The organism is uncultured Helicobacter sp. (assembly GCF_947367035.1).
GTDB lineage: Bacteria > Campylobacterota > Campylobacteria > Campylobacterales > Helicobacteraceae > Helicobacter_D.
In genome coordinates, this window is the sequence record NZ_CANBCA010000018.1 from 1 (window position 1) to 20,756 (window position 20,756).

Annotated in this window: 21 protein-coding genes and 2 tRNA genes; 9 read left to right on the forward strand and 14 right to left on the reverse strand. The window is 34.9% G+C overall.

All coding sequences use genetic code 11. The features are described from left to right. Positions 1-225 (reverse strand): ATP-binding cassette domain-containing protein (locus Q0Y61_RS06720; protein ID WP_297813339.1); only part of this gene is annotated, 225 nt, incomplete at its 3' end. Next, positions 222-986: an ABC transporter permease gene (locus tag Q0Y61_RS06725; RefSeq protein ID WP_297813342.1), complete on the reverse strand. Its 765-nt coding sequence runs from the start codon at positions 984-986 to the stop codon at positions 222-224. The genes Q0Y61_RS06720 and Q0Y61_RS06725, both read right to left, overlap by 4 nt. Positions 987-1,105: 119 nt before the next feature. On the opposite strand from Q0Y61_RS06725, the gene Q0Y61_RS06730 reads away from it, so the two are divergent. Further along, positions 1,106-2,275 (forward strand): phospholipase A, encoded by a 1,170-nt coding sequence (locus tag Q0Y61_RS06730; RefSeq protein WP_297813345.1) that lies wholly within the window; start codon positions 1,106-1,108, stop codon positions 2,273-2,275. 19 nt (positions 2,276-2,294) lie between these two features. Here the strand turns inward: Q0Y61_RS06730 and Q0Y61_RS06735 are convergent. The 3 genes from Q0Y61_RS06735 to glmM form a co-directional block, all read right to left on the reverse strand. Continuing rightward, a tRNA-Val gene (locus Q0Y61_RS06735) sits at positions 2,295-2,370 on the reverse strand. Between the two features lie 34 nt (positions 2,371-2,404). Beyond that, positions 2,405-2,905 carry a signal peptidase II gene (gene lspA, locus Q0Y61_RS06740; protein ID WP_297813348.1) on the reverse strand — a complete coding sequence of 167 codons (501 nt, stop codon included), beginning with the start codon at positions 2,903-2,905 and terminating at the stop codon, positions 2,405-2,407. Continuing rightward, positions 2,899-4,236 carry a phosphoglucosamine mutase gene (glmM, locus tag Q0Y61_RS06745; RefSeq protein WP_297813352.1) on the reverse strand — a complete coding sequence of 446 codons (1,338 nt, stop codon included), beginning with the start codon at positions 4,234-4,236 and terminating at the stop codon, positions 2,899-2,901. The genes lspA and glmM overlap by 7 nt, the downstream gene beginning before the upstream one ends. An 80-nt stretch (positions 4,237-4,316) precedes the next feature. On the opposite strand from glmM, the gene rpsT reads away from it, so the two are divergent. The 8 genes from rpsT (at position 4,317) to Q0Y61_RS06785 (ending at position 12,462) form a co-directional block, all read left to right on the forward strand. After that, positions 4,317-4,592, forward strand: a complete 276-nt coding sequence (gene rpsT, locus Q0Y61_RS06750; RefSeq protein WP_297813355.1) for a 30S ribosomal protein S20 — start codon at positions 4,317-4,319, stop codon at positions 4,590-4,592. Positions 4,593-4,661: 69 nt separating this feature from the next. Further along, entirely contained in the window at positions 4,662-5,732 is a 1,071-nt protein-coding gene (gene prfA, locus Q0Y61_RS06755; protein WP_297813358.1) for a peptide chain release factor 1, read from the forward strand. A 72-nt stretch (positions 5,733-5,804) separates the two neighbouring features. Further along, positions 5,805-5,895 (forward strand) — tRNA-Ser (locus Q0Y61_RS06760). A gap of 706 nt (positions 5,896-6,601) precedes the next feature. Continuing rightward, the gene (locus Q0Y61_RS06765; protein ID WP_297813362.1) at positions 6,602-7,753 is read left to right on the forward strand and encodes a hydrogenase small subunit; all 1,152 of its coding nucleotides are present in this window, start codon (positions 6,602-6,604) and stop codon (positions 7,751-7,753) included. Positions 7,754-7,762: 9 nt separating this feature from the next. Continuing rightward, on the forward strand, positions 7,763-9,499 hold the full coding sequence (locus Q0Y61_RS06770; protein ID WP_297813364.1) for a nickel-dependent hydrogenase large subunit: 1,737 nt from the start codon (positions 7,763-7,765) through the stop codon (positions 9,497-9,499). A 9-nt stretch (positions 9,500-9,508) separates the two neighbouring features. Continuing rightward, positions 9,509-10,180 (forward strand): Ni/Fe-hydrogenase, b-type cytochrome subunit, encoded by a 672-nt coding sequence (cybH, locus tag Q0Y61_RS06775; RefSeq protein WP_297813367.1) that lies wholly within the window; start codon positions 9,509-9,511, stop codon positions 10,178-10,180. Between the two features lie 56 nt (positions 10,181-10,236). Next, positions 10,237-10,773, forward strand: coding sequence for a HyaD/HybD family hydrogenase maturation endopeptidase (locus Q0Y61_RS06780; protein ID WP_297813371.1), 537 nt, complete (start codon positions 10,237-10,239; stop codon positions 10,771-10,773). Then, on the forward strand, positions 10,774-12,462 hold the full coding sequence (locus tag Q0Y61_RS06785) for a protein hydE (RefSeq protein ID WP_297813374.1): 1,689 nt from the start codon (positions 10,774-10,776) through the stop codon (positions 12,460-12,462). It begins immediately after the preceding gene. Between the two features lie 17 nt (positions 12,463-12,479). On the opposite strand, the gene Q0Y61_RS06790 is transcribed toward Q0Y61_RS06785, so the two are convergent. The 9 genes from Q0Y61_RS06790 to Q0Y61_RS06830 all read right to left on the reverse strand — a co-directional run bounded on the left by Q0Y61_RS06790 (position 12,480) and on the right by Q0Y61_RS06830 (position 20,597). Beyond that, the gene (locus tag Q0Y61_RS06790) at positions 12,480-13,154 is read right to left on the reverse strand and encodes a YggS family pyridoxal phosphate-dependent enzyme (RefSeq protein ID WP_297813377.1); all 675 of its coding nucleotides are present in this window, start codon (positions 13,152-13,154) and stop codon (positions 12,480-12,482) included. A 9-nt stretch (positions 13,155-13,163) separates the two neighbouring features. Next, on the reverse strand, positions 13,164-14,234 hold the full coding sequence (rseP, locus tag Q0Y61_RS06795; RefSeq protein WP_297813380.1) for an RIP metalloprotease RseP: 1,071 nt from the start codon (positions 14,232-14,234) through the stop codon (positions 13,164-13,166). Beyond that, a complete protein-coding gene (gene pgsA, locus Q0Y61_RS06800) occupies positions 14,235-14,777 on the reverse strand; it encodes a CDP-diacylglycerol--glycerol-3-phosphate 3-phosphatidyltransferase (RefSeq protein WP_297813425.1) in 543 nt (180 codons plus the stop codon). A 10-nt stretch (positions 14,778-14,787) separates the two neighbouring features. Then, complete coding sequence (locus Q0Y61_RS06805; protein WP_297813383.1) at positions 14,788-15,570, reverse strand: enoyl-ACP reductase; 783 nt, start codon at positions 15,568-15,570, stop codon at positions 14,788-14,790. Beyond that, positions 15,567-16,475, reverse strand: coding sequence for a 4-hydroxy-tetrahydrodipicolinate synthase (gene dapA / locus Q0Y61_RS06810; protein WP_297813428.1), 909 nt, complete (start codon positions 16,473-16,475; stop codon positions 15,567-15,569). Before dapA ends, Q0Y61_RS06805 begins: the two co-directional genes overlap by 4 nt. A gap of 15 nt (positions 16,476-16,490) precedes the next feature. Beyond that, complete coding sequence (locus tag Q0Y61_RS06815; RefSeq protein ID WP_297813386.1) at positions 16,491-17,825, reverse strand: pitrilysin family protein; 1,335 nt, start codon at positions 17,823-17,825, stop codon at positions 16,491-16,493. Next, positions 17,822-18,886 (reverse strand): dihydroorotate dehydrogenase (quinone), encoded by a 1,065-nt coding sequence (gene pyrD / locus Q0Y61_RS06820; protein ID WP_297813389.1) that lies wholly within the window; start codon positions 18,884-18,886, stop codon positions 17,822-17,824. The genes Q0Y61_RS06815 and pyrD overlap by 4 nt, the downstream gene beginning before the upstream one ends. Before the next feature lie 87 nt (positions 18,887-18,973). Then, the gene (locus Q0Y61_RS06825) at positions 18,974-20,257 is read right to left on the reverse strand and encodes a coproporphyrinogen III oxidase family protein (RefSeq protein WP_297813392.1); all 1,284 of its coding nucleotides are present in this window, start codon (positions 20,255-20,257) and stop codon (positions 18,974-18,976) included. Between the two features lie 127 nt (positions 20,258-20,384). Further along, positions 20,385-20,597 (reverse strand): hypothetical protein, encoded by a 213-nt coding sequence (locus Q0Y61_RS06830; protein ID WP_297813395.1) that lies wholly within the window; start codon positions 20,595-20,597, stop codon positions 20,385-20,387. Positions 20,598-20,756 lie beyond the last annotated feature (159 nt).

The following is a 20,756-nucleotide window of genomic DNA, read 5'->3' on the forward strand; positions in this document are numbered from 1 at the left end:
CCCAAGTCCAATAGGAAAAGATATTTTCTTATCCGTGATGACTTTACCTTTATCGGGCATATCCATTCCGCCTAAAATTCTCATTAGAGTAGATTTTCCCGCACCATTGCGCCCCATAAGTCCAATGCTACAACCATCTGGAAATTCAAAAGTTAAATCTCTAAACACATAATGCCTCCCTTTGTTTAAGGGATAAGATTTTGTTACGTGGTCAAGTTTTATCATCGGATTTGCCCTAGATATTTGTAGCGGAAATAATAATACCAAAGTCCAATAAATAGTAAAACAATGGTAAAAGAAAAAGGATAAATAAAACTGATACCTTCTGTTAAAGGATAACTTATAAAATAGTTTTGTCGTAACATTTCAAGAAATTGTAAGACGGGATTATAAATTAAAAAATCTACAATATAGCTAGGTAGAATCCAAAGAGGATATAAAACTGCAGAAGCAAAGTATAAAATATTGATTCCATAAGTAATGAATATTTTAGCGTATTCTACTTCACTATCTAAAAATGCTAGACAGATCCCCAAAGCGAATCCTAAAAGTGCTAAACCTAAAAATGCAATGCAAACTTCCAAAAAATTGATAGGTAAGATTGGTAAGTCCAAAAACCAGCCAAATCCAAACATAAAAACTATAAAAATAGTTAAATAAATACAAATCTCAAGCAAAGCACGGGCTAAAAAAATATGAATCGGCTTAACAGGCTTATAGGCAATTAAACCAAGGTTGGCTTGCACTCCAGCCATAATCTGCGTAACAATATTTCTAAACATAAAAAAAGGCACGAAACCAGTAACTAAAAACATTTCTATTGGAACTTGCGGGATTGATCTTGCACGAATCATTGTAAAAATAATGAGAAAAAAAATGATATGCGTCATAGGTTCTCCAATAACCCAAAAATAACCCAATCGTTTATTTTTACCAAAACGTGTTTTTAATTCTCTAAAAAATAATGCCTGCACAATATGTGTCATTGATTTAAAAGCCCTACATTTAATAATTTATTATTTATTTTGAATAAAATGATAATTATAAAATAGACTTGCTTTATTTAGGCATAAATTGACAAAAAAAAATAAATTTGTTATAGTTAATGAATTACCTTAATTTAAGTTTCGGTGTATTTAGAATGATTTTACATAAGATTCCACAAATCATCGTTTTTATTATAATATTTACATTTAACTTATGGGGAAGTGATTTTGAAATTAAATCAGAAGAGTTAGAAAATAATAAAAAACTCAAAGTGTTTATTTTAGATGAAAAAATGCAAACATTAGAAGTTATAGAGGTAGATACGACAAAGGCGAATCAACTCACTCTTAATTTACCCAAAGATAAAAAAGTTTATGTTACTTTTGTGATGCCACAAGACACAGATTCTGTTACTTCAGATTCTACAATTTTGCCTTCAGAAACTATCCAAAATCAATTAGTTTCTTCTTTAAAAAACGAAGGTTTAAACCAAAAATCTAATACAGATTCTAGCACTGATGGAATTAGTTATGATGAAAAAACACTTTATGAAGGACGATTTGAACGTAATAAATTTATGGGGGGACTATTGGGGTTCGAACCTCATAAGTTCAACTACATTCTTCCTATGAATGCGAGTAGCTCTAAAGAGCCAAATCAACGTAAGCAAGTAGAGACAAAATTCCAAATTAGCATAAAAAAAATGTTATTGAATGATTTATTGACAAAAGATTTAGATTTATATTTTGCTTATACGCAACAGAGTTTTTGGCAACTTTATGATAATCAGGATTCTAGACCTTTTCGCGAAAGCAATTATGAACCAAGTTTATATTTAAGTTATCCTTTGGAAAAGTATAGTTTATTTTTTGACCGCGTAGATTTTGGCTATATACATCAAAGTAATGGGGGAGATTTGAGCCACTCTCGTAGTTGGGATAGGCTTTTTGCAGAGGGAATTTATAGTTATGAAAATTTTGTTATGACTCTAAAGGCTTGGTATAGGATTCCAGAAAAAGCAGATAAAGATGACAATCCAGATATTACAAAGTATTTGGGCTATGGTGATTTAACCCTTAGCTATTTGTGGAATAAACATTTATTTAGCGCAACTTTACGTAACAATTTAAGAAAAGATAATAAAGGCTCCATCTTATTGGATTATTCTTATCCAATTTACAAGAATCTTTATTTGTATTTGCAGTTTTTTAATGGATATGGTGAGAGTTTGCAAGAATATAATAATTCCATTAATCGGTTTGGTATTGGATTTTTATTTAATCATTAGTTCTTAAAAATTCTAGGAATGGTGGCCACGACTGGACTTGAACCAGCGACCACTACCATGTCAAGGTAGTGCTCTACCAACTGAGCTACGCGACCAAATAAAAGAGTATAAAATCAAGCTGTGATTCTATCACGACACACTTTTATCTTTTCTTAAAAATGCTTGATAAAAGATTAGGACAACTCCCAAATCAATCATTACATCAGCAAAATTAAAAATAGCAAATTCAAATTGATAATGCCAAAAAATATAATCTACTACACCTCCGTGAATGAAGCGATCTAGGATATTAGAAGAACCGGCTCCAAAGATAATCCCAAGTGCGAGAGAATAGGTTTTAATTAGCTCTTGATGTCTCCATAAGTAGATTAAGATTCCAACAAGAAGTAGAATCTGCAAAAATTTAAGCCAATCTCCTAAAAATGCGAACATAGAGAATGCAACGCCTTTATTATAAACCAAAAGGAGCGAAATAAAAGGGGTTTCGTAAATAGTATCACCAAACTGATAGCCCTTTAATAAAAACAACCATTTAATGGCTTGGTCTAGTGCAAATATAATGCAAAACGTTAAAGTAAAGTAAAACCATTCCTTAGATAACTTTAAATTTCTTCTCTTTGCAGTTAGCAAATTTTTCCCCTAAAATATTCTTCACATTCTTGCATTACTTTTTCCAATATTTTTGTTTCCTTTCCTTCAAGTAGAATCCGTAGTTTATTTTCTGTGCCACTATATCGGATTAAATGCCTGATATGATGTGATTCTATACTTTTTAATAAGGCATTGTAATTTTCTAAGGATTCCAAGCAAGGTTTGGAATGGACATTGAGGTTTCTTAGGATTTGCGGATAAAGCTTAAAGCAATCTAATACTTTAGAGGCAGGTTTTTTGGATTTTAAAATATAAGCAATAGTTTGTAAAGCACTAACTAGCCCATCGCCTGTTTTTGCAAAATCACTAAAAATGATATGCCCACTTTGCTCTCCTCCGAAATTTAGTCCTTGCGCTAACATAGATTCTAAAACATATTTATCCCCTACATTGGAGCGCATAAGTTCAATTCCATAGCCTTTTAAAAATTCTTCTAAAGCATAATTACTCATAATGGTTGCTACGGCTGTATTGTTTTTTAATGTCCCATTCTCTTTGGCGGCAAGAGCTAAAATGCCGATGAGTTTATCGCCATGCACCACACCACCTTTTTCATCTACAACCACAAGCCTATCTGCATCTCCATCAAGGGCAAATCCAATGTCTGCACGAACCTTGCGCACTTCTTCTTGTAGCATTAGTGGCTGTGTCGCTCCACAATTTTCATTAATATTGAAGCCATTGGGTTCATCATTGATGACAAAAACTTCTGCTCCAAGCTCGCTAAAGATTGTTGGAGCGACTTTATAGGCTGCACCATTTGCGCAGTCTATCACGACACGGATTCCGTGTAAGGATAAATCTTTGGGAAAGGAATTCTTAATATGCACAATATAACGTCCAACGACATCATCAATTCGTTTGCTAGAACCAATCTCCTTACCTCGTCTTTGGGCATTTTCAAGTTGATGAACATCGTCATAAATTTTTTCAATCTTTTTTTCGTCTTTTTCATCAAGTTTATAACCACTGCGCCCAAAGAATTTGATACCATTGTCCATAAAGGGATTATGACTAGCGCTTACCATAATCCCGCCATCGCATCGCATATCTTCTGTAAGATAAGCAATTGCTGGTGTTGGCATTGGACCAATTTGTATGACTTCATATCCTACGGCTGTAAGCCCACTTACAAGAGCATTTTCAAGCATATAACCACTGCGTCTTGTGTCTTTACCTACCAAGATTCTGTTTGTTTTGGAATGCTCACGATAGTAAATGCCTGCAGCAATCCCAAGCTTGAGCGCACAAAATGCGTCAAGTTTCACACCAGCCTCACCTCTTACGCCATCTGTTCCAAAAAGATTCATTATCTTACCTTTTTATTTGCTTTTAATAAAAAATTAGCTAAAATTATAGCTTAAAAATTTTATAAAAGGATTAACACTCTATGGCAAATCATAAGTCAGCGCAAAAACGCATTCGTCAGACAGAAACACGCACTGAACGTAATCGCTACTACAAGACAAGAATTAAAAATATGGCAAGGTCCTTAAATGAAGCAATTTTAGCCAAAGATATTAACAAAGCTCAAGAAGTATTTAAACAAATTAATCAAAATTTCCATAGCTATGTTAGTAAGGGAATCTTGACTAAAAATACTGCTGCTAGAAAAATCAGTCGCCTGAATGCTTCTGTCAAAAAGCTTGTCTTGGCAAACGCTTGATTTGCGTTTGCGATTTTATATGATTTCACTTGCTTTATAGCAAAATTTACAAAGTTTCTCAAGTTTCTTATGTTAGCTTCTAAACTTCAACCTTTTATTAAACATTATGATGAGATTAGCAGACTTCTTGCTGACCCAGAGATTCTAAACGACATTAAGCGAATTACAGAGCTCAGTAAAGAGCAGAGTGATTTAGAAGAACTTGTGCAAAAATCTCACGAATATTTAAATAATCTCCAAACCATTGAAGAAAATAAAACCTTGCTAGATGATAAAGAATTGGGGGATTTGGCAAAAGAGGAAATTAAAGAAGCAGAGGCACAAAATGAAATTTTGGAATCTAAAATTAAGCTTTTATTACTTCCAAAAGATCCTAATGATGATAAAAATATTTATTTAGAGTTGCGTGCTGGCACGGGAGGTGATGAGGCAGGAATTTTTGTAGGGGATTTGTTCCGCACCTATGTGCGTTATGCAGAGCTAAAGTCTTGGAAAGTAGAAATTATTAGCTCTAGTGAAAACAATTTTGGAGGCTATAAAGAAGTTATTGCACTTATAAAAGGTAAGGGTGCGTATTCTAGGCTTAAATTTGAAGGTGGTACACATCGTGTGCAACGCGTGCCAGAAACAGAATCGCAAGGACGTATTCATACTTCAGCAATCACAGTGGCTATTATGCCAGAAGTTGATGATGTGGAAATTAATATCAACCCTAATGATTTAAAAGTTGAAGTATTTCGCGCTGGAGGACACGGGGGACAATGTGTAAATACTACAGATTCTGCCGTCCGTATTACACATATTCCTACGGGCATTAGTGTATCAATGCAAGATGAGAAATCCCAACACAAAAATAAAGATAAAGCTTTAAAGATTCTAAAGGCTAGAATTTATGAAGCGGAACTAGAAGCGCAAATGGAACAAAATGCGCAAGAAAGAAAATTACAAGTAGGAAGTGGCGACCGCAGTGAGCGTATTCGCACTTATAACTATCCACAAAACCGCTTGACAGACCATCGTGTGGGTCTTACATTGTATAGTTTAGAGGAGATTATGCTAAGTGGTAATTTAGATATGGTGATTGACCCTATTGTGGCATATTTTCAAGCAGAGGCTCTCCAGAAGAGTGGGATTTCGTAAGGCGATTTCACAAAAAGCTTAATTTAAGTTTTATTTTACTTAAACAAGATATAATTACGGTTCTTTTCAAAAGGACAGATGGGTGAGTTGGCTGAAACCACATCCCTGCTAAGGATGCGTAGTCGCAAGATTACCGAGAGTTCGAATCTCTCTCTGTCCGCCACTTTGCTTCTATTTGGTTTATACTCTTATATAATTCCGCATTTACCCAGTAGTGTTGTAAAGTTAATCTTCTATATTTATCATTCAAGGAGTTCCTAATGTCTAATCTATATGTTCTCTTTGTGTTGCATTCTTAATAGAAGTAGGTTTTATTAGCACCTCAAAAAAGCTCCAGAATACACAAAAACCGCAAGAGCTTGAAGAATTAGCCAAAAATTAAATATTCCTTACCTCTATGTTTCAAGAATTTCTACGCAAGAAAATGTAAATTTTATCAAAAATAGAGACTATCTTAATAGAGGGGTATTGTGCCTTTGTGTGACGTAGGGATTTATCCTTGCAAGAAGTCGTAAGATTTTCGTGGCACAACACGCAAATGATTATGCAAGTATGGGTAAATTCTTTATAGTAATGTGTGCCTAAACCTACAAATCTATAATTAAGCTTAAGATAGATTATCAAAAGATGGCAGATTCGCTCCTTAGTTTTGCAAGGATTAATCCTAAGTTGCTTGATACTACATTTAGATTCTATCGCACATTTGAAATATACAAGATGAAAAAGTCATGTAAAGAATACAAAATAGCAAAAGGTAAATTTGCCACAAAATTTATTATTTTTTTCAAATAAGCTTTATTTTGTAGTGCTTTTTAAGCCAAAAAAAGATAAATTCACTTTAACCAAAACTCTAAATAAAAAGGAAGGTAATGGAAAGAGAACAAACACTGCTACAACAGGCTCAAGACAGGCTTGCAAAAATAGCCAAAATCCCAAGCCTCAAAAAAGGTAATAGCATTAAAAAAATGTTGAAAGAAAAAGGAATCTCAAGAAGAGACTTTATGAAATGGGCTGGCGCAATGACTGCTATGCTCTCTTTACCTGCAAGTTTTACACCACTCACTGCAAAAGCTGCAGAAGTTGCAGACCGCTTACCAGTGATTTGGTTACATTTAGCAGAATGCACAGGCTGTAGCGAAAGCCTACTAAGAAGTGATGGACCGGGCATTGCAAGTTTAATTTTTGATTATATTTCTTTAGAATATCACGAAACAATTATGGCGGCTTCAGGCTACCAAGCAGAAGAAAATTTAGAATCTGCTATTAAACGTTATAAAGGGAGATATGTATTAATGGTAGAAGGTGGTGTGCCTACTGGCTTAGATGGGCAATATCTAACCATTGGTGCATTTGGACAAACAGGCTTACAAAGTGCAAAAATAGCAAGTGAAAATGCCGCGGCAATTTTTGCTATCGGGACTTGCTCAAGCTTTGGTGGAATCCAAGCGGCTAACCCAAATCCAACGGCTGCAAAACCGCTAAGTGAAGTTACCAATAAACCTGTAATTAATGTGCCAGGCTGTCCTCCAAGTGAAAAGAATATTGTGGGTAATGTGATTCATTTCTTACTTTTTGGGACTTTACCGCAGTTAGATGCCTTTAATCGTCCCAAATGGGCTTATGGTTTAAGAATTCATGATTTATGCGAGAGACGCGGACACTTTGATGCAGGTGAATTTGTGCAGAGATTTGGCGATGAGGGTGCAAAAAATGGCTATTGCCTCTATAAAGTTGGCTGTAAAGGACCTTATACTTTTAATAACTGCTCTAAACTTCGCTTTAATTCCCATACAAGTTGGCCTATCCAAGCGGGACACGGCTGTATTGGGTGTAGTGAGCCAAATTTTTGGGATACAATGGGACCTTTTGAAGAGCCGCTTGCAAGCAAACTTTATGACGCACCGCTTTTTAAAGGAGCAGACCGCACTGCTGACAATATCGGGATTACATTACTCGGTGCAGCAGCAATTGGTATGGCAGCTCACGCAGTATTAAGCAACTTCAAAAAAGATAAGGAATAAGGAGACTCTATGACAAAAAGAATTATTGTAGATCCAATCACAAGGATTGAGGGACATTTAAGGATTGAAGTAATTGTGGATGAAAATAATGTCATTACTGATGCTTATTCTAGTTCTACTTTATGGCGCGGTTTAGAAGTCATCGTAAAAAATCGCGACCCTAGAGATGTAGGATTTATGGTGCAGAGAATCTGTGGTGTTTGCACATTCTCTCATTACAAAGCGGGAATCACTGCGGTAGAAAATGCTCTTGGCATTCAGATTCCATTTAATGCACAAATGGTGCGAAGCTTGATGAATATTTCCCTTGTGATGCACGACCACTTGGTGCATTTTTATCATTTACACGGATTAGATTGGTGCGACATTACAGAGGCACTTAAAGCTGACCCCAAAAAAGCTTCTGAACTTGCTTTTAAATATTCTAAAAATCCCATTGCAACAGGTGCAGATGAACTCCTGGCGGTGCAGGAAAAAGTCAAGGCTTTTGCGAGTGCTAAACAAGGCTTAGGACCTTTTGCAAACGCTTATTGGGGACACAAAACTTATAAACTCTCACCAGAGCAAAACTTAATCGTGCTTTCTCATTATTTAAAAGCCCTTGAAGTGCAAAGAGTTGCAGCGCAAATGATGGCAATCTTTGGCGCAAAACAACCTCACCCACAAAGCTTAACCGTAGGTGGTGTAACCTGTGTTGCAGATCTTTTAGACCCAAGTAGATTGGGAGATTGGCTTACCAAATACAAAGAAGTGGGAGATTTCATCAACCGAGCTTATTACGCTGATGTGGTAATGGCTGCAGAAATGTTCAAAAATGAGCCGAGTGTTCTGAAAGGTTGCGGAGTACGCAACTTCCTTTCGTATGCTGAAATTCCTGTTAATCACAATGAAACACTTTATAGTAGTGGAGTTGTAAGAGGTGGAGATATTTCCAAACTTTTAGAAGTCAATGAAGATTTAATTACAGAAGAAGCGACACACTCTTGGTATCAAAATGATAAAGCTTTGCACCCTTATGATGGGGAAACCGCACCAAATTACACAGGATTTACAGAGATAGAGACCATTGGACCTGATGGCAGCCCTATTAAAACGAAAGCACTTAACACTGATGGTAAATATAGCTGGATTAAATCTCCTCGTTACAATGGCGAACCAATGGAAGTAGGACCACTTGCAGCAATAGTTGTAGGTTTAGCCGCAAAAAATCCTCGCATTACCAAAATTGCAACTCAATTCTTAGAAGATACGGGACTGCCGCTTGAAGCACTTTTTAGCACATTAGGCAGAACAGCCGCGAGATTATTGGAATGTAAGCTTTCCACAGATTACGGGATTGAAGCATTTAATTCCTTAGTAGAAAACCTCAAAACAGGAGACCAAAGCACTTGCGCTCCTTACAAAATTGACAATAACAAAGAATATAAAGGGCGTTATATCGGTAATGTGCCACGTGGTATGTTAAGCCATTGGGTTAGAATCAAAGATGGTGTGGTATCTAATTATCAAGCGGTCGTGCCAAGCACTTGGAATGCAGGACCAAAAGATTCCAAAAACCAAATGGGACCTTATGAAGCCTCACTCATCGGAATCAAAGTGCAAGATATTACACAACCATTAGAAATTATCCGCACGATTCATTCCTTTGACCCTTGTATTGCTTGTGCTGTGCATTTAATGGATACAAAAGGCAATGAGATTAGCCGATATAAACTTGACCCTATTGCGATGAATTGTAAAATTTAAGGAGAAAATATGGAAACAAGATATAAAGCGGTGGTTGAGTTTTCTAAACTCACACGAATTTTCCATTGGATTAGGGCATTAACAATCTTTGCACTCATTGCAACAGGATTCTATCTTGCCTATCCCTTTCTAGCACCTAACAACTTCACGGGTGAGCCTATAGGATTTCTTTACGCCTTAATGCGTAGTTGGCATTTGATACTTGGCTTTTTGCTCATTGCTGTAACGATTTTTCGGCTTTATTTACTTTTAACAAAAGAATGCGCATTAGAACGTCGCTCTATTTTGGATTTTTTTAATCCTTTTGTATGGTTTGGTGTTTTAAAAAGTTATTTGCTTCTAGGTGGGCATCCACGTTTAAAAGGTGCTTATAACCCTCTGCAACTTGCCACTTATTTGGGTGTGATGCTCCTTATTATTGCTATTTCTCTCACAGGGCTTGTCTTATATACGCACGTTTATCACGAAGGTTTAGGTGGGTTGATTGCCCCTTTAATGAAGCCTTTAGAGGTATTTTGTGGTGGAATTGCTAATGTGCGTTTGATCCATCATATTTTAACTTGGGCTTTCATCATCTTTATTCCGATTCACATTTATATGGCAAGTTGGAATAGCGCAAAATTTCCCGGCGCTGGAGTAGATACAATCTTTAGCGGTGTAAAATTTGAAAGAGATGAATAAATGTTACTTCATCTAGCGATTCCTTGTGAATCGCTTTTTCTACATTTAAGATAAATATGAAAATCCTTGTTTTAGGCATTGGTAATATTCTCTTTGGAGATGAGGGCATTGGGGTGCATTTATCCAATTTGTTAAAATTAAATTACACTTTCAAGGGTAAGCATAATGTAGATATTGTAGATGGAGGAACAATGGCACAACATTTAATTCCACTCATCACACAATATGATTTTGTTTTAATTTTGGATTCCATTGATGCAAAAGATGCTAAAATAGGTGATGTATATTTCTTTGACTTTGGCGCAATTCCTCATCAAATTACTTGGGCTGGAAGTGCGCACGAAGTAGAAATGCTACAAACCTTACGAATGATTGAAATGTTAGGTGATTTACCCTCAACTAAAATTTTAGGTATTAAGCCTTTCATTATTGGTGAAAATCCAACTTTTGAACTTACAGAGGAAATCAAACAGGGAGCAAAATTAATGGAATCTCAAGCAATAGCCTATTTAAAATCACTTGAAGTGCAAGTGGAAAGAATCGCAAATCTTGATTTACAAGAAATCGCAAACTTCTCTTATAAAGGCTATTAAATGAAACCTGTGGAGCTAGAATCTCCTTTAATTGTTGCTTTTACCTTTGAACAAATTACTAAGCTTCAAATGCCACAAAATATTCAAAACTTCCTACTAAAAGCTCTAGATTGCGCACTAAGAAAATCAAATTTACAAGGGCAGTTTGTGGAAGATTCCAAAGAATCTTTTAGTTTAGAAATACAAGGCACACAACAAGAAATTTTAAAGTTTAGCGATTCTTTGCAAAATTTCATTCCTCTGTCATTGCAATGGGCTTTTAAGGAATTGGTAATTTTAGAATCTTTTAGTCAAAATAATTTAATAGACTTTAAAAAACTCCTTACAAATTCTTTTCTTACAACGAATTTCTTATCTCCTTTAGAACTAAAATCCCTCTGCACAAAAGAATCGCCAAATTTTTGTAATTTATGGAATGAATTTATAGACTTTAAACCAACAAAAATTGCACTCTTAGAGCAAGGAAAAAGAAAAGAAATCAAAAATTCTCAAGATTTAATAGAATCTCTAGAAACTATTGCCAAGCTTTTAAAGCAAAAAGAACGCGTTTTTGTTAAAACAATTTTTGGTAAAAGAGAATTGGCACTTTTTGATGAGAGCAATCCTTTAACAGATATTACAGAGAATTTTTGCTTTATGCCCCATTCTTTGGCAGATGTTAAACTACTCTTTAAGGCAGAGAATGAGGAGTTACAAGCGCTTGCAACATTAGAAAAACCTATTTTAAAACTTGCTCCTAAAGGTATTTTTAATAATTTTTTCCCAACTTCGTTTGTTAATGTTCTCTTGCCTTTTGAGCCTTATTTAGTTCTTTTAAGCAAATTTTTGGATTCTTTTGCTGGTTTATATTTGTTGCCTTTAAATCAAAAGAGGGAAAACGGGATTTGCGAATTTACTGCTTATGACTCTAAACCTCTCACTTTAAGCGTTGCTCAAAATTCCCTTATTTTGCCACATCACTTTAAACCTTACAAATCTAATTCTATTGCAAATGCCTTTAAACAAACGATTATTGAAGAATCCTTGAATCGTGTGAATATTCTATATCTTGGTAAGCACCAAACACTTTTTTGGGTTTATTTTAATGAGAGTTTTAAAGAAACGCTTAAATTTATCTTTGAAAGCAATCTAGCCATTATTATAGAAACACTCAAAACCTTAAACCTAACCACACAAAGCTTGCTAAAAAACTTTTCCTCTCACTCTCCTCGCTTAATCCAAACTTTAGAATCTTTACCTAAAGATTCTATCCTTTCTCATAATTTGTTGGACTTGTTAGGAATGTGTGGTGTTTTGCTTCATTTAGGTAAAGTGCAAAATCTTCAAGATTCTGCTTATGCTGTGATAGAATGTGCGCGGAAATTTTTAGGCAAAAAGGGTCCGCGCATTGATTTTAGATTAGAACGCAACCAAGAAGGCGAAGTCTTCCTCAATACTTTACAAACTTTGCGCTCTGTTATGAGTTTCAAACTTGCTGGAGTGGAGAATGAATTGCTTTGTTATGGAATTTTGGATTCCTTAGCAGAATTTTTTGCCAACTTTAGCCGTGATATGGAAGAGAACTACCAAACAAAAGGTATTATCCTCTGTGGTGAATTATTCTTAAACACGCAATTTGTAAATCAATTTTTACATTATCTGCCAAAGACTTCTGAAGTTTATGCTTGTGAGACTATGGAGTTTGAATAAACCTTTTATTAAAAGAATTATTTAAACAACACACTTCCTAATCGCACACAATTACTACCACACGCAATTGCTAGTTCAAAATCATCACTCATTCCCATACTAAGCACTTCTGCACCCTTGTTTTGCAAGGATTCAAAAATCTTATGGGTTAATTCAAAACTCTTTTGAATCTCTGTTTTATCATTAGTGTGTGCACCAATGCTCATTAATCCACATAACTTGAGATTGGGGCAAGATTCTTGAATTTTAAGATACATCTCATACGTAATTTCTGGCATAAAGCCACTTTTGCTTGCTTCTTTGGCGCTATTGACTTGTAATAAAGTTCGTAAATTTTTGTTTTCTTTATGTAATCTTTTTTGTAATTGTTCTGCTAATTCTAAGGAATGCAAACTTTGGAGCATAAAAGGATTCAAACTTAAAAGCATATTAATTTTGTTGCTTTGCAGAGACCCGATGAAATGCCACTCTAATGGGAGAGATTCCAAGAATTGTGATTTCTCTTTAAAATCTTGCACCTTATTTTCCCCAAAAGCCCTTTGACCACAAGCATAAAGCATAGCAATTTCTTCTTGCGTAGAATACTTACTCACAGCCACTATACGTACAATTCTATGCCTATCTACTGCAATTCTTGCTTTCTCAATTCTCTCAATCACATTGATTAGGTTTTGATTTAATCTTGTTTGCATTATTCTCCTTTAAAATGGCATCGTCCCATTGATAATACGCAGAATATCGTTATACAATCCAAGTCCCATAAGCCCCAATAGCACAATCCAACCTGCCATACTTAAACGATAAAAAGTATTTTGTGTCGGGATTCTTTTTGTGAGCATTTCATAGAGTGTAAAAAGAATATGTCCTCCATCAAGCGCAGGAATAGGGAGTAAATTCAAGATTCCAAGATTCACAGAAATCAAAGCAGTGAATCCAAAAAGTGTAATGATTCCAAGTTCTGTTGCTTTTTTAGTAATACTCACAATAGACACTACACCTCCCACTTCACTAAGTGGCACAACGCCAGAAAACATTTTTTCAATACTCTGTAAAATCAGCTTACTAGATTCTAAAGTTTGATGGAATGCATAAGGAATAGAATCCATAAACGAATAAGACACAAGTCGGACTTCACCACTTGAAACAATCCCAATTAGAGGACGAGAAATACGCTCACCAAAAATATTTTTAGACTCTCCATATTGTGGCATTAAAATTGTCTGATATTCTTTAGAATCTCGCAAGAATACGATTTCTATTTCACTATTTGATTTTGCGATTGCTTTACTCAAATCTTCCCAAGTGCGTGTTTGCATTCCATTAATGCTAAGAATCTCATCACCCCTTTTTAACCCCGCAAGATTTGCTGGCATATTGGCTTCTACTTTACCCACTACAGGAGCTAATTCGTTTTTTTCCATTAAACCAATTGCGACAAAAAGCAAAAAGGCTAAAAGTAAGTTAAAAAACGAACCCGCCGCTAAAATGATTAATCGTTTATAAGTTGCAATACCATAAAGACTATCACTTGAAATATCCCGAAGTGTTGGGTCAAAATCACTTTGTCCTTTTAGTTGGACAAATCCACCTAAAGGAATCGGGCGCAAAGAATATTCTGTCTCTCCTATTTGCTTCTTGAAGATTCTTGTTTTTCCAAAACCAATACTAAAAGCTTCTACGCGCACACCAAAGAGTTTAGCTGCTAAAAAGTGTCCTAATTCGTGAAAAAAAACTAAAAATGATAAAACTAAAATAGAACCAATGATTCCCATTTAACGCGCCTTTGCATACATTCTAACATAATCAAATCCTGAATAAAGCGTCAAAGCCACCGCAAGCCATAATGTTGCATTTGCAAAAGAATAATCCATAAACAAAAACGCAATGGCGGTAATTTGCAAGCCTGTTTTGTATTTGCCAAGATTGGACGCAGCAACTTTGATTCCTTTACTTGCAGCAACTACACGCAACCCTGTAATAAAAAATTCACGACTAAGAATCAAAAATATAGCCCAAACCTCTGCCCGATTCCAAACTAGAAGTCCAATCAATGCGGCTAAAATTAATAATTTATCCGCTAATGGGTCAAAAATCTCTCCAAAAACACTTGAGACATTAAAAGTCCTCGCAATAAATCCATCAAAAAAATCTGTAATACTTGCTATGCAAAACACCAAACAAGCAAAATAATTAATCCAAGTTGGGTGAATTGGGGGTGGCAATACCCAATGCCCATAGAGGACTAGACCAAGTAAAAGGAAAGAAAGAATAATGCGAAGAATTGTTAAACCATTGGGTAGAGATTCTAGCTTCATAATTTTAAGCTTATTTAAAGCTTGTCCCTCCATCAATCACAATTGTTTGTCCTGTTAGCCACGCACTAGAACTATTATCACATAAAAACAGACAAGCTCCCGCAATATCCTCTGGAGCCCCCATACGATTTAAAGGACTTTGCTCTACAACTTTTGCTTTAATTTCAGCAAAATCAGGGAATGCTTTAAGTGCATCGGTTTCAATCGGTCCGCCGCTTACTGCATTCACGCGAATATTGTGTTTTCCAAGTTCCATTGCTGCATATTTTACCATTGTTTCTACTGCATTTTTTGAATTGCCGTGTCCTGCATAATTTGGCATATAAACAAGATTTCCTGTGGAGCTTAAAGAAATAATGTTACCACCCCCCACTTTTTGCATTCGTTTAGCCGCTTCTTGCGCACCCACGACAAAAGCAAGCACGGTGGCGGTATAAATATTATTTAATCCTTTGGGTTTCAATCGCATAAAAGGTGCAAACCCCCCCACAACACTTTTACCATAAATGATTGCATTGCTGATAAAAAAATCTACTCTCTCAAAATCTTCATCAATTTTTGCAAACAAATCTTTATAGGTTTCTGGTTGCAAGACATCTAGTGGATAAGCTTTTGCTTTAATGCCAAATTGCGATTCCACATCCGCAATGATTTTGTTTGCTTCTTCTGCATTTTTATTGTAAGTAAAAGCAATATTGACGCCATTTTGCGCAAAACGATATAAAATTGCCTTACCAATTCCACGCGTTGCACCACTGATAACTAAAGTCTTTCCTTTAAAATTTTCACTCATTTTACTACCTCATATTGACTTAAAATTTTTTCAAGATATTCCATATTTTGCGGACTTGGTGCCACTAATGGCAAACGATATTCTAGTGTTTTTAAAAGCCCACTCAAATACATTACTGCTTTAATTGGAATCGGATTGCTTTCTATAAATAATGCTTTATTGATAGCATAAAGCTCATTATTAAGCTCTCTTGCACGCTCATAATTATGTGACTCTAAAAGAGTATGTGTTAATTCTGCAATTTTATCAGGCAAGAGATTGGAGGTAACAGAAATCACTCCTGTGCCACCACAGCTTAAAATAGGATAATTAATTGCGTCCTCTCCGCTTATGATGCTTAAAGTTTTGGCATTCATATTTAAATCAATAACTTTTTCAATACTACCACTTGCTTCTTTGACTCCATAAACATTTGGAATTTCATTAAAGAGTCTCAAAATGGTTTTGGTTTCAAGATTCACACCCGTGCGTCCAGGCACATTATAGAGCATAAGAGGAATGCTAACGGCACTTGCAACTGCCTTATAGTGCAAAAACAATCCTTCTTGTGTTGGCTTATTATAATAAGGTGTAACACACAAAATCGCGTCTGCACCGCAACTTTGAGCAAATTTAGCAAGTTCAATTGCTTCTTGTGTGGAATTGCTTCCTGCCCCCGCTAGAACTTTAACATTACTTCCCTCTTTATGGCTTATCTTGCACACGCTCACAGCAACTTCAATACATTCTTTGTGTTCTTTATGGCTAAGTGTTGCACTCTCTCCTGTCGTTCCAACAGGCACAATCGCATCTATACCATATTGAATTTGCCTTTTAATCAAAGATTCATAACTTTCTAAATCCAATGCACCTTTTTTAAAAGGAGTTACTAACGCAGTCATTGCTCCTTTAATTTGATTCTCCATTTGCATCGCTTACCCTCACTTGGTTAAAGTTAAAATTACTGCATTTTGATGAACAAAATATTTTTGTGCCACTCTTACAATATCTTCTAATCTTAGATTATCAAAGTCTTGTTCAAAATGTAATAATGATTCTAAATTATTACGCGCCAAATAACTTCCAAACAAGTTGGCTACACCACTACTAGATTCTAATTCATACAAGAAATTAGCACGTAAATTGGTTTTGGCTTTTTCTAACTCCGAGGCTTTTAATTTTCCTTGTTTGATTTTCTCAATCTCTAACAAAAAAGCCTTTTCTAGTTTTTCTAAACTTACACCTGTATTGGCTAATCCCATAAGAATAAACAATCCATCGTCCATTAAATCCATATTGTAAGCATAAACCTCCGTGGCTAGTCGTTTCTTATCTACGATTTCACTCACAAGTGGGCTACTTTTACCGCCACTTAGAATCTCACTTAACGCACTCAATGCAATTTGGTCTTGATGATTAAAAGGGGGGATTCTAAAAGCAAGTGTTAGAATCTCAACTTCACTTGGTTTATGCACTCTTACTCTACGCTCCCCCTCTTGTTTTGGTTCTTGGGTATGTAGCTTAGAAAGAATCTTACCTTTATTTTTAATTCCATCAAAGTATTTTTTCACTTCTTTTAATGCAAGTTTTTCATCAATATCTCCTGCAATCACAATGACTGCGTTTTGTGGCTGATAATAAAGACTATGAAAAGCACGAATATCCTCTATCGTCCAATTCTTAATATCGTCCATAAAGCCAATGGGTGTCCAATGATAAGGGTGATAAATAAAAGCTGTGTTAAAAAGCCTAAAATACAAATAACCCATTGGATTATTATCCGTTCGCCATAATCGCTCCTCTGCGACTACATTGCGTTCAGGTTGAAATTCCTCATCTTTTAAACTCAAATTTTGCATTAATTCACTAAATAGTTCTAAAGATTTACTAAGATTTTGTGTGCTAGATTTAATATAATAATGCGTATAATCAAAACTAGTTGCAGCATTAGTTGCACCACCAAAACCTTTGACAATCTTATCAAGCTCTCCTGCTTTTAGATTCTTGGTAGATTTAAAGTTTAGATGTTCTAACATATGGGCAATTCCACTTTTGCCCATCACTTCATTACGACTTCCCACTTTATAAAATATATCTGTTGTAATTACATTGCTTTGATTTTTTAGCGGAATAATTACAACCTCCAAACCATTTTGAAGTGTTGTTTGATAATGTTTTGGAAGTACAGATTTCATAGGGCTATTCCCTGCCATTAATACTCCTAATAAAAATGAATTGATACAAAAAATCTTAAAAATTATAGAGGTCCATCTCATAAATCCACGCCTACTGCTTCACTAATATGATTAAAGCCATCACGTTCCAACAAATCTTTTAAGTCTAGATTAATCTTTCTAATTAAGCTTGGTCCTTCAAAGATTAATGCACTAAAGACTTGCACGAGGTTTGCACCCAAACGAATCCTGATATAGGCTTCTTGTGCATCCGTGATTCCACCTACACTAATTAATGTGGTCTTTTGATTTTTATCTTTAAGTGAAAGTGAGATTTGTTTTAGCATTTCGCGGCTTTTTGACGCTAAGACTTTTCCACTGATTCCCCCCTTATCTTGTGGTTGCGAAACAAGACTATAATCTGAAGTTGTATTGGTAGCAATAATGCCTTTTGCACCGCTATTAATTGCTACTTCAATCAAGCTTAATGCAAAATCTATTTCCAAATCTGGTGCAATCTTTAAATAAATAGGCTTCGTATAAATTTTGCACAACTCAAGTAAAAGATCTTTAATAAAATTAACATTTTGTAAATCACGCAAATTAGGTGTATTAGGTGAAGAAAGATTGACACTTAAATAATCACTTGTTTGCTTAAAATCACGCGCCAAACTTAAATAATCTTTCATTGCTTTTTCTTGGGGTGTGATTTTATTTTTACCAATATTCACACCCAATGGAATCACAAAAGGAAAAAGCTTCCTTAATCGTGCATTCACTGCATTAGCACCTTCATTATTAAACCCCATAGCATTTTGGATAGATTCTTCTTGAATATGTCTCCAAAGGCGTGGTTTGTCATTACCATTTTGTGCAAGAGGAGTTACTGCACCTAATTCTAAATGTGAAAATCCAAAAGCACAGAGTGATTCTATCATCGTGGCATTTTTATCAAAACCAGCCGCCAATCCAACTGGGTTATAAAAATCCATTCCATCAATCTTTTGAGCTAAAATAGAATCGTAAATACAATTTTTATAAGATAAAAAAGGCAAAAGCATAGGAATGTTTGGAGAGACTCTAGCCACAGACTCTACAATAGAATGTGCAGTTTCTGGATTTGTTTTAAAAATAAAAGGACGTAGAGTTTGATAGTTTAGCATTATCCACCTCATTTAAAAAATTCTGAAATTTTAATATTTTTTTGATAAAGTTGTAATAAAGTTTAAAAACTTTAACCACATATCTTTTTACATATCTTCCTCATTTAGCATAGCACGGGATTCTTCACGCACGCGGTCCATACCGATATAAAACTCTTTCATCATAGACATAAAAAGATATTTTCCTTTTTCTGTGGGATAATAAGCATTTCCTTTTTTAAAAATATTACCACTTAATCGTAAGAAAGCAATTTCTTTCATTAAATCTCTCTCTAAATTGGAGTTATAGAGTGTTTGGAATCGTTCTATACTTGCTTTACCTCCAAAAAGTTCTACCATTAAGCGATATTGTAATTGTGCTTTTTTGGAATATTTGCGTTCTCTTATTACACCCATTTTTTCATTTTGGATTCTATGGGCATAAGTTTTAAGTGAAAAAGTATTGATATATAATGTGCCATTTAAAAAACTAAAAGATCCAGAACCAATGCCAACATATTCATCATTATCCACTACATACTCATCAAAAATTTCACTTCCTTTATGTGAAAATGCCCAACTAGATAAAGGAATAAAATCCGAAGAAAGAGTTTTTAAAATCTGCTGATAAAATTGTGCTTCTTTTTTTAAATCTATTTCTCCAATGGAACGTTTTAAAATACTCTTAACTGAAGGAGAAGACATTAAAGGATAAGTCGTCAGTTGATTAGGTTTTAATGCTTGAATAATTTCCAAATCACGAGCAAGCATTTCTTGAGTTTGATTAGGAAAATTAAAAATTAAATCTACATTTAAAATGGGTAAAATCCCTATAACTTGCTCTAGTTTTTGGCGCGTTACCTCACCACTACCAAATTTCTCATAACGTCCAGTTTTGCGTAAGATTCCATCATCAAAGCTTTGTACTCCCACTGAAAGCCTATCAATCCTACCTTTAAAACTCTCTAAAATCTCTTTTTGTAGATGATTTGGGTCAGATTCACAAGAAACTTCTTTGATATTAAAAAGAGATTTTGCTAAATCAAGCGTTTTACACAATTCATCAGGTAGAATAGAGGTCGTCCCGCCTCCTACATAAACTGCATTAAAATCATATCCTAAATCCTTTACCATTTGCATTTCTTTACGCAGATTCGTAAAATAAGCTCGTGCTTTATCCTCTTGAAACAAAAACCGATTAAAAGAACAATAAGTGCAAAGCGTAGCACAAAATGGCACGTGAATATAAAGCAGATAATTTTTGTTTTTGACTTTCTGTAAATTTGGCGCAGGAAGTTTGGTTAGCTCACTCCTTTGTAAGCTCAAATACCGGTTTGTTGCATAACGCATAACACCATTAACAAATTGAGTTGAAAAGTTTTGTCTTGTCATTAATCCCTTTTACTCTTATTTTAAAATTCAAAAATAAAATCGGCGATTATAGAAAATATTTTGTAAATAAAAGATAAATTTTGAAAATTTTTAAAGAAGTTATTAAAGCACTAAAAAGTGCTTTAAACTATGCCATAATATCTAACGCATTTACACTAGTATTTGGCGCTTGTGGAGCTGGTGCAGATACTGCTGAAGATTGTGTTTGCAGATTGCTTTGCGCTCCTTGCATACCATTAATAATTGAACCCATTAAGGCTTCTTCGCTTTCCATCGCTTTTTTTAAAACATTCAAATTTCCACTTGTTGCTACTGCACTACTATCAATTCCTGATAACATTTACAGACTCCTTTCTGTTTATTTATAGTCTTATAAAAAGAACTACATATTATATATCGGCAATCTTTATGGTTTTATGAAGTATAAAAACTTTATTTATCGTTTTTATTAATTTAATTTTGCTAAAATCACGATTAATTTTATTTAGAAAGACGAGGT

Coding starts and splice junctions, on each gene's coding strand:
- Q0Y61_RS06725 (WP_297813342.1), bottom strand. CDS start 986: ATGACACATATTGTGCAGGCATTATTTTTTAGAGAATTAAAAACACGT.
- Q0Y61_RS06730 (WP_297813345.1), top strand. CDS start 1,106: ATGAATTACCTTAATTTAAGTTTCGGTGTATTTAGAATGATTTTACAT.
- glmM (WP_297813352.1), bottom strand. CDS start 4,236: ATGAATCTTTTTGGAACAGATGGCGTAAGAGGTGAGGCTGGTGTGAAA.
- rpsT (WP_297813355.1), top strand. CDS start 4,317: ATGGCAAATCATAAGTCAGCGCAAAAACGCATTCGTCAGACAGAAACA.
- prfA (WP_297813358.1), top strand. CDS start 4,662: ATGTTAGCTTCTAAACTTCAACCTTTTATTAAACATTATGATGAGATT.
- Q0Y61_RS06765 (WP_297813362.1), top strand. CDS start 6,602: ATGGAAAGAGAACAAACACTGCTACAACAGGCTCAAGACAGGCTTGCA.
- Q0Y61_RS06770 (WP_297813364.1), top strand. CDS start 7,763: ATGACAAAAAGAATTATTGTAGATCCAATCACAAGGATTGAGGGACAT.
- cybH (WP_297813367.1), top strand. CDS start 9,509: ATGGAAACAAGATATAAAGCGGTGGTTGAGTTTTCTAAACTCACACGA.
- Q0Y61_RS06780 (WP_297813371.1), top strand. CDS start 10,237: ATGAAAATCCTTGTTTTAGGCATTGGTAATATTCTCTTTGGAGATGAG.
- Q0Y61_RS06785 (WP_297813374.1), top strand. CDS start 10,774: ATGAAACCTGTGGAGCTAGAATCTCCTTTAATTGTTGCTTTTACCTTT.
- Q0Y61_RS06790 (WP_297813377.1), bottom strand. CDS start 13,154: ATGCAAACAAGATTAAATCAAAACCTAATCAATGTGATTGAGAGAATT.
- rseP (WP_297813380.1), bottom strand. CDS start 14,234: ATGGGAATCATTGGTTCTATTTTAGTTTTATCATTTTTAGTTTTTTTT.
- pgsA (WP_297813425.1), bottom strand. CDS start 14,777: ATGAAGCTAGAATCTCTACCCAATGGTTTAACAATTCTTCGCATTATT.
- Q0Y61_RS06805 (WP_297813383.1), bottom strand. CDS start 15,570: ATGAGTGAAAATTTTAAAGGAAAGACTTTAGTTATCAGTGGTGCAACG.
- dapA (WP_297813428.1), bottom strand. CDS start 16,475: ATGGAGAATCAAATTAAAGGAGCAATGACTGCGTTAGTAACTCCTTTT.
- Q0Y61_RS06815 (WP_297813386.1), bottom strand. CDS start 17,825: ATGAGATGGACCTCTATAATTTTTAAGATTTTTTGTATCAATTCATTT.
- pyrD (WP_297813389.1), bottom strand. CDS start 18,886: ATGCTAAACTATCAAACTCTACGTCCTTTTATTTTTAAAACAAATCCA.
- Q0Y61_RS06825 (WP_297813392.1), bottom strand. CDS start 20,257: ATGACAAGACAAAACTTTTCAACTCAATTTGTTAATGGTGTTATGCGT.
- Q0Y61_RS06830 (WP_297813395.1), bottom strand. CDS start 20,597: ATGTTATCAGGAATTGATAGTAGTGCAGTAGCAACAAGTGGAAATTTG.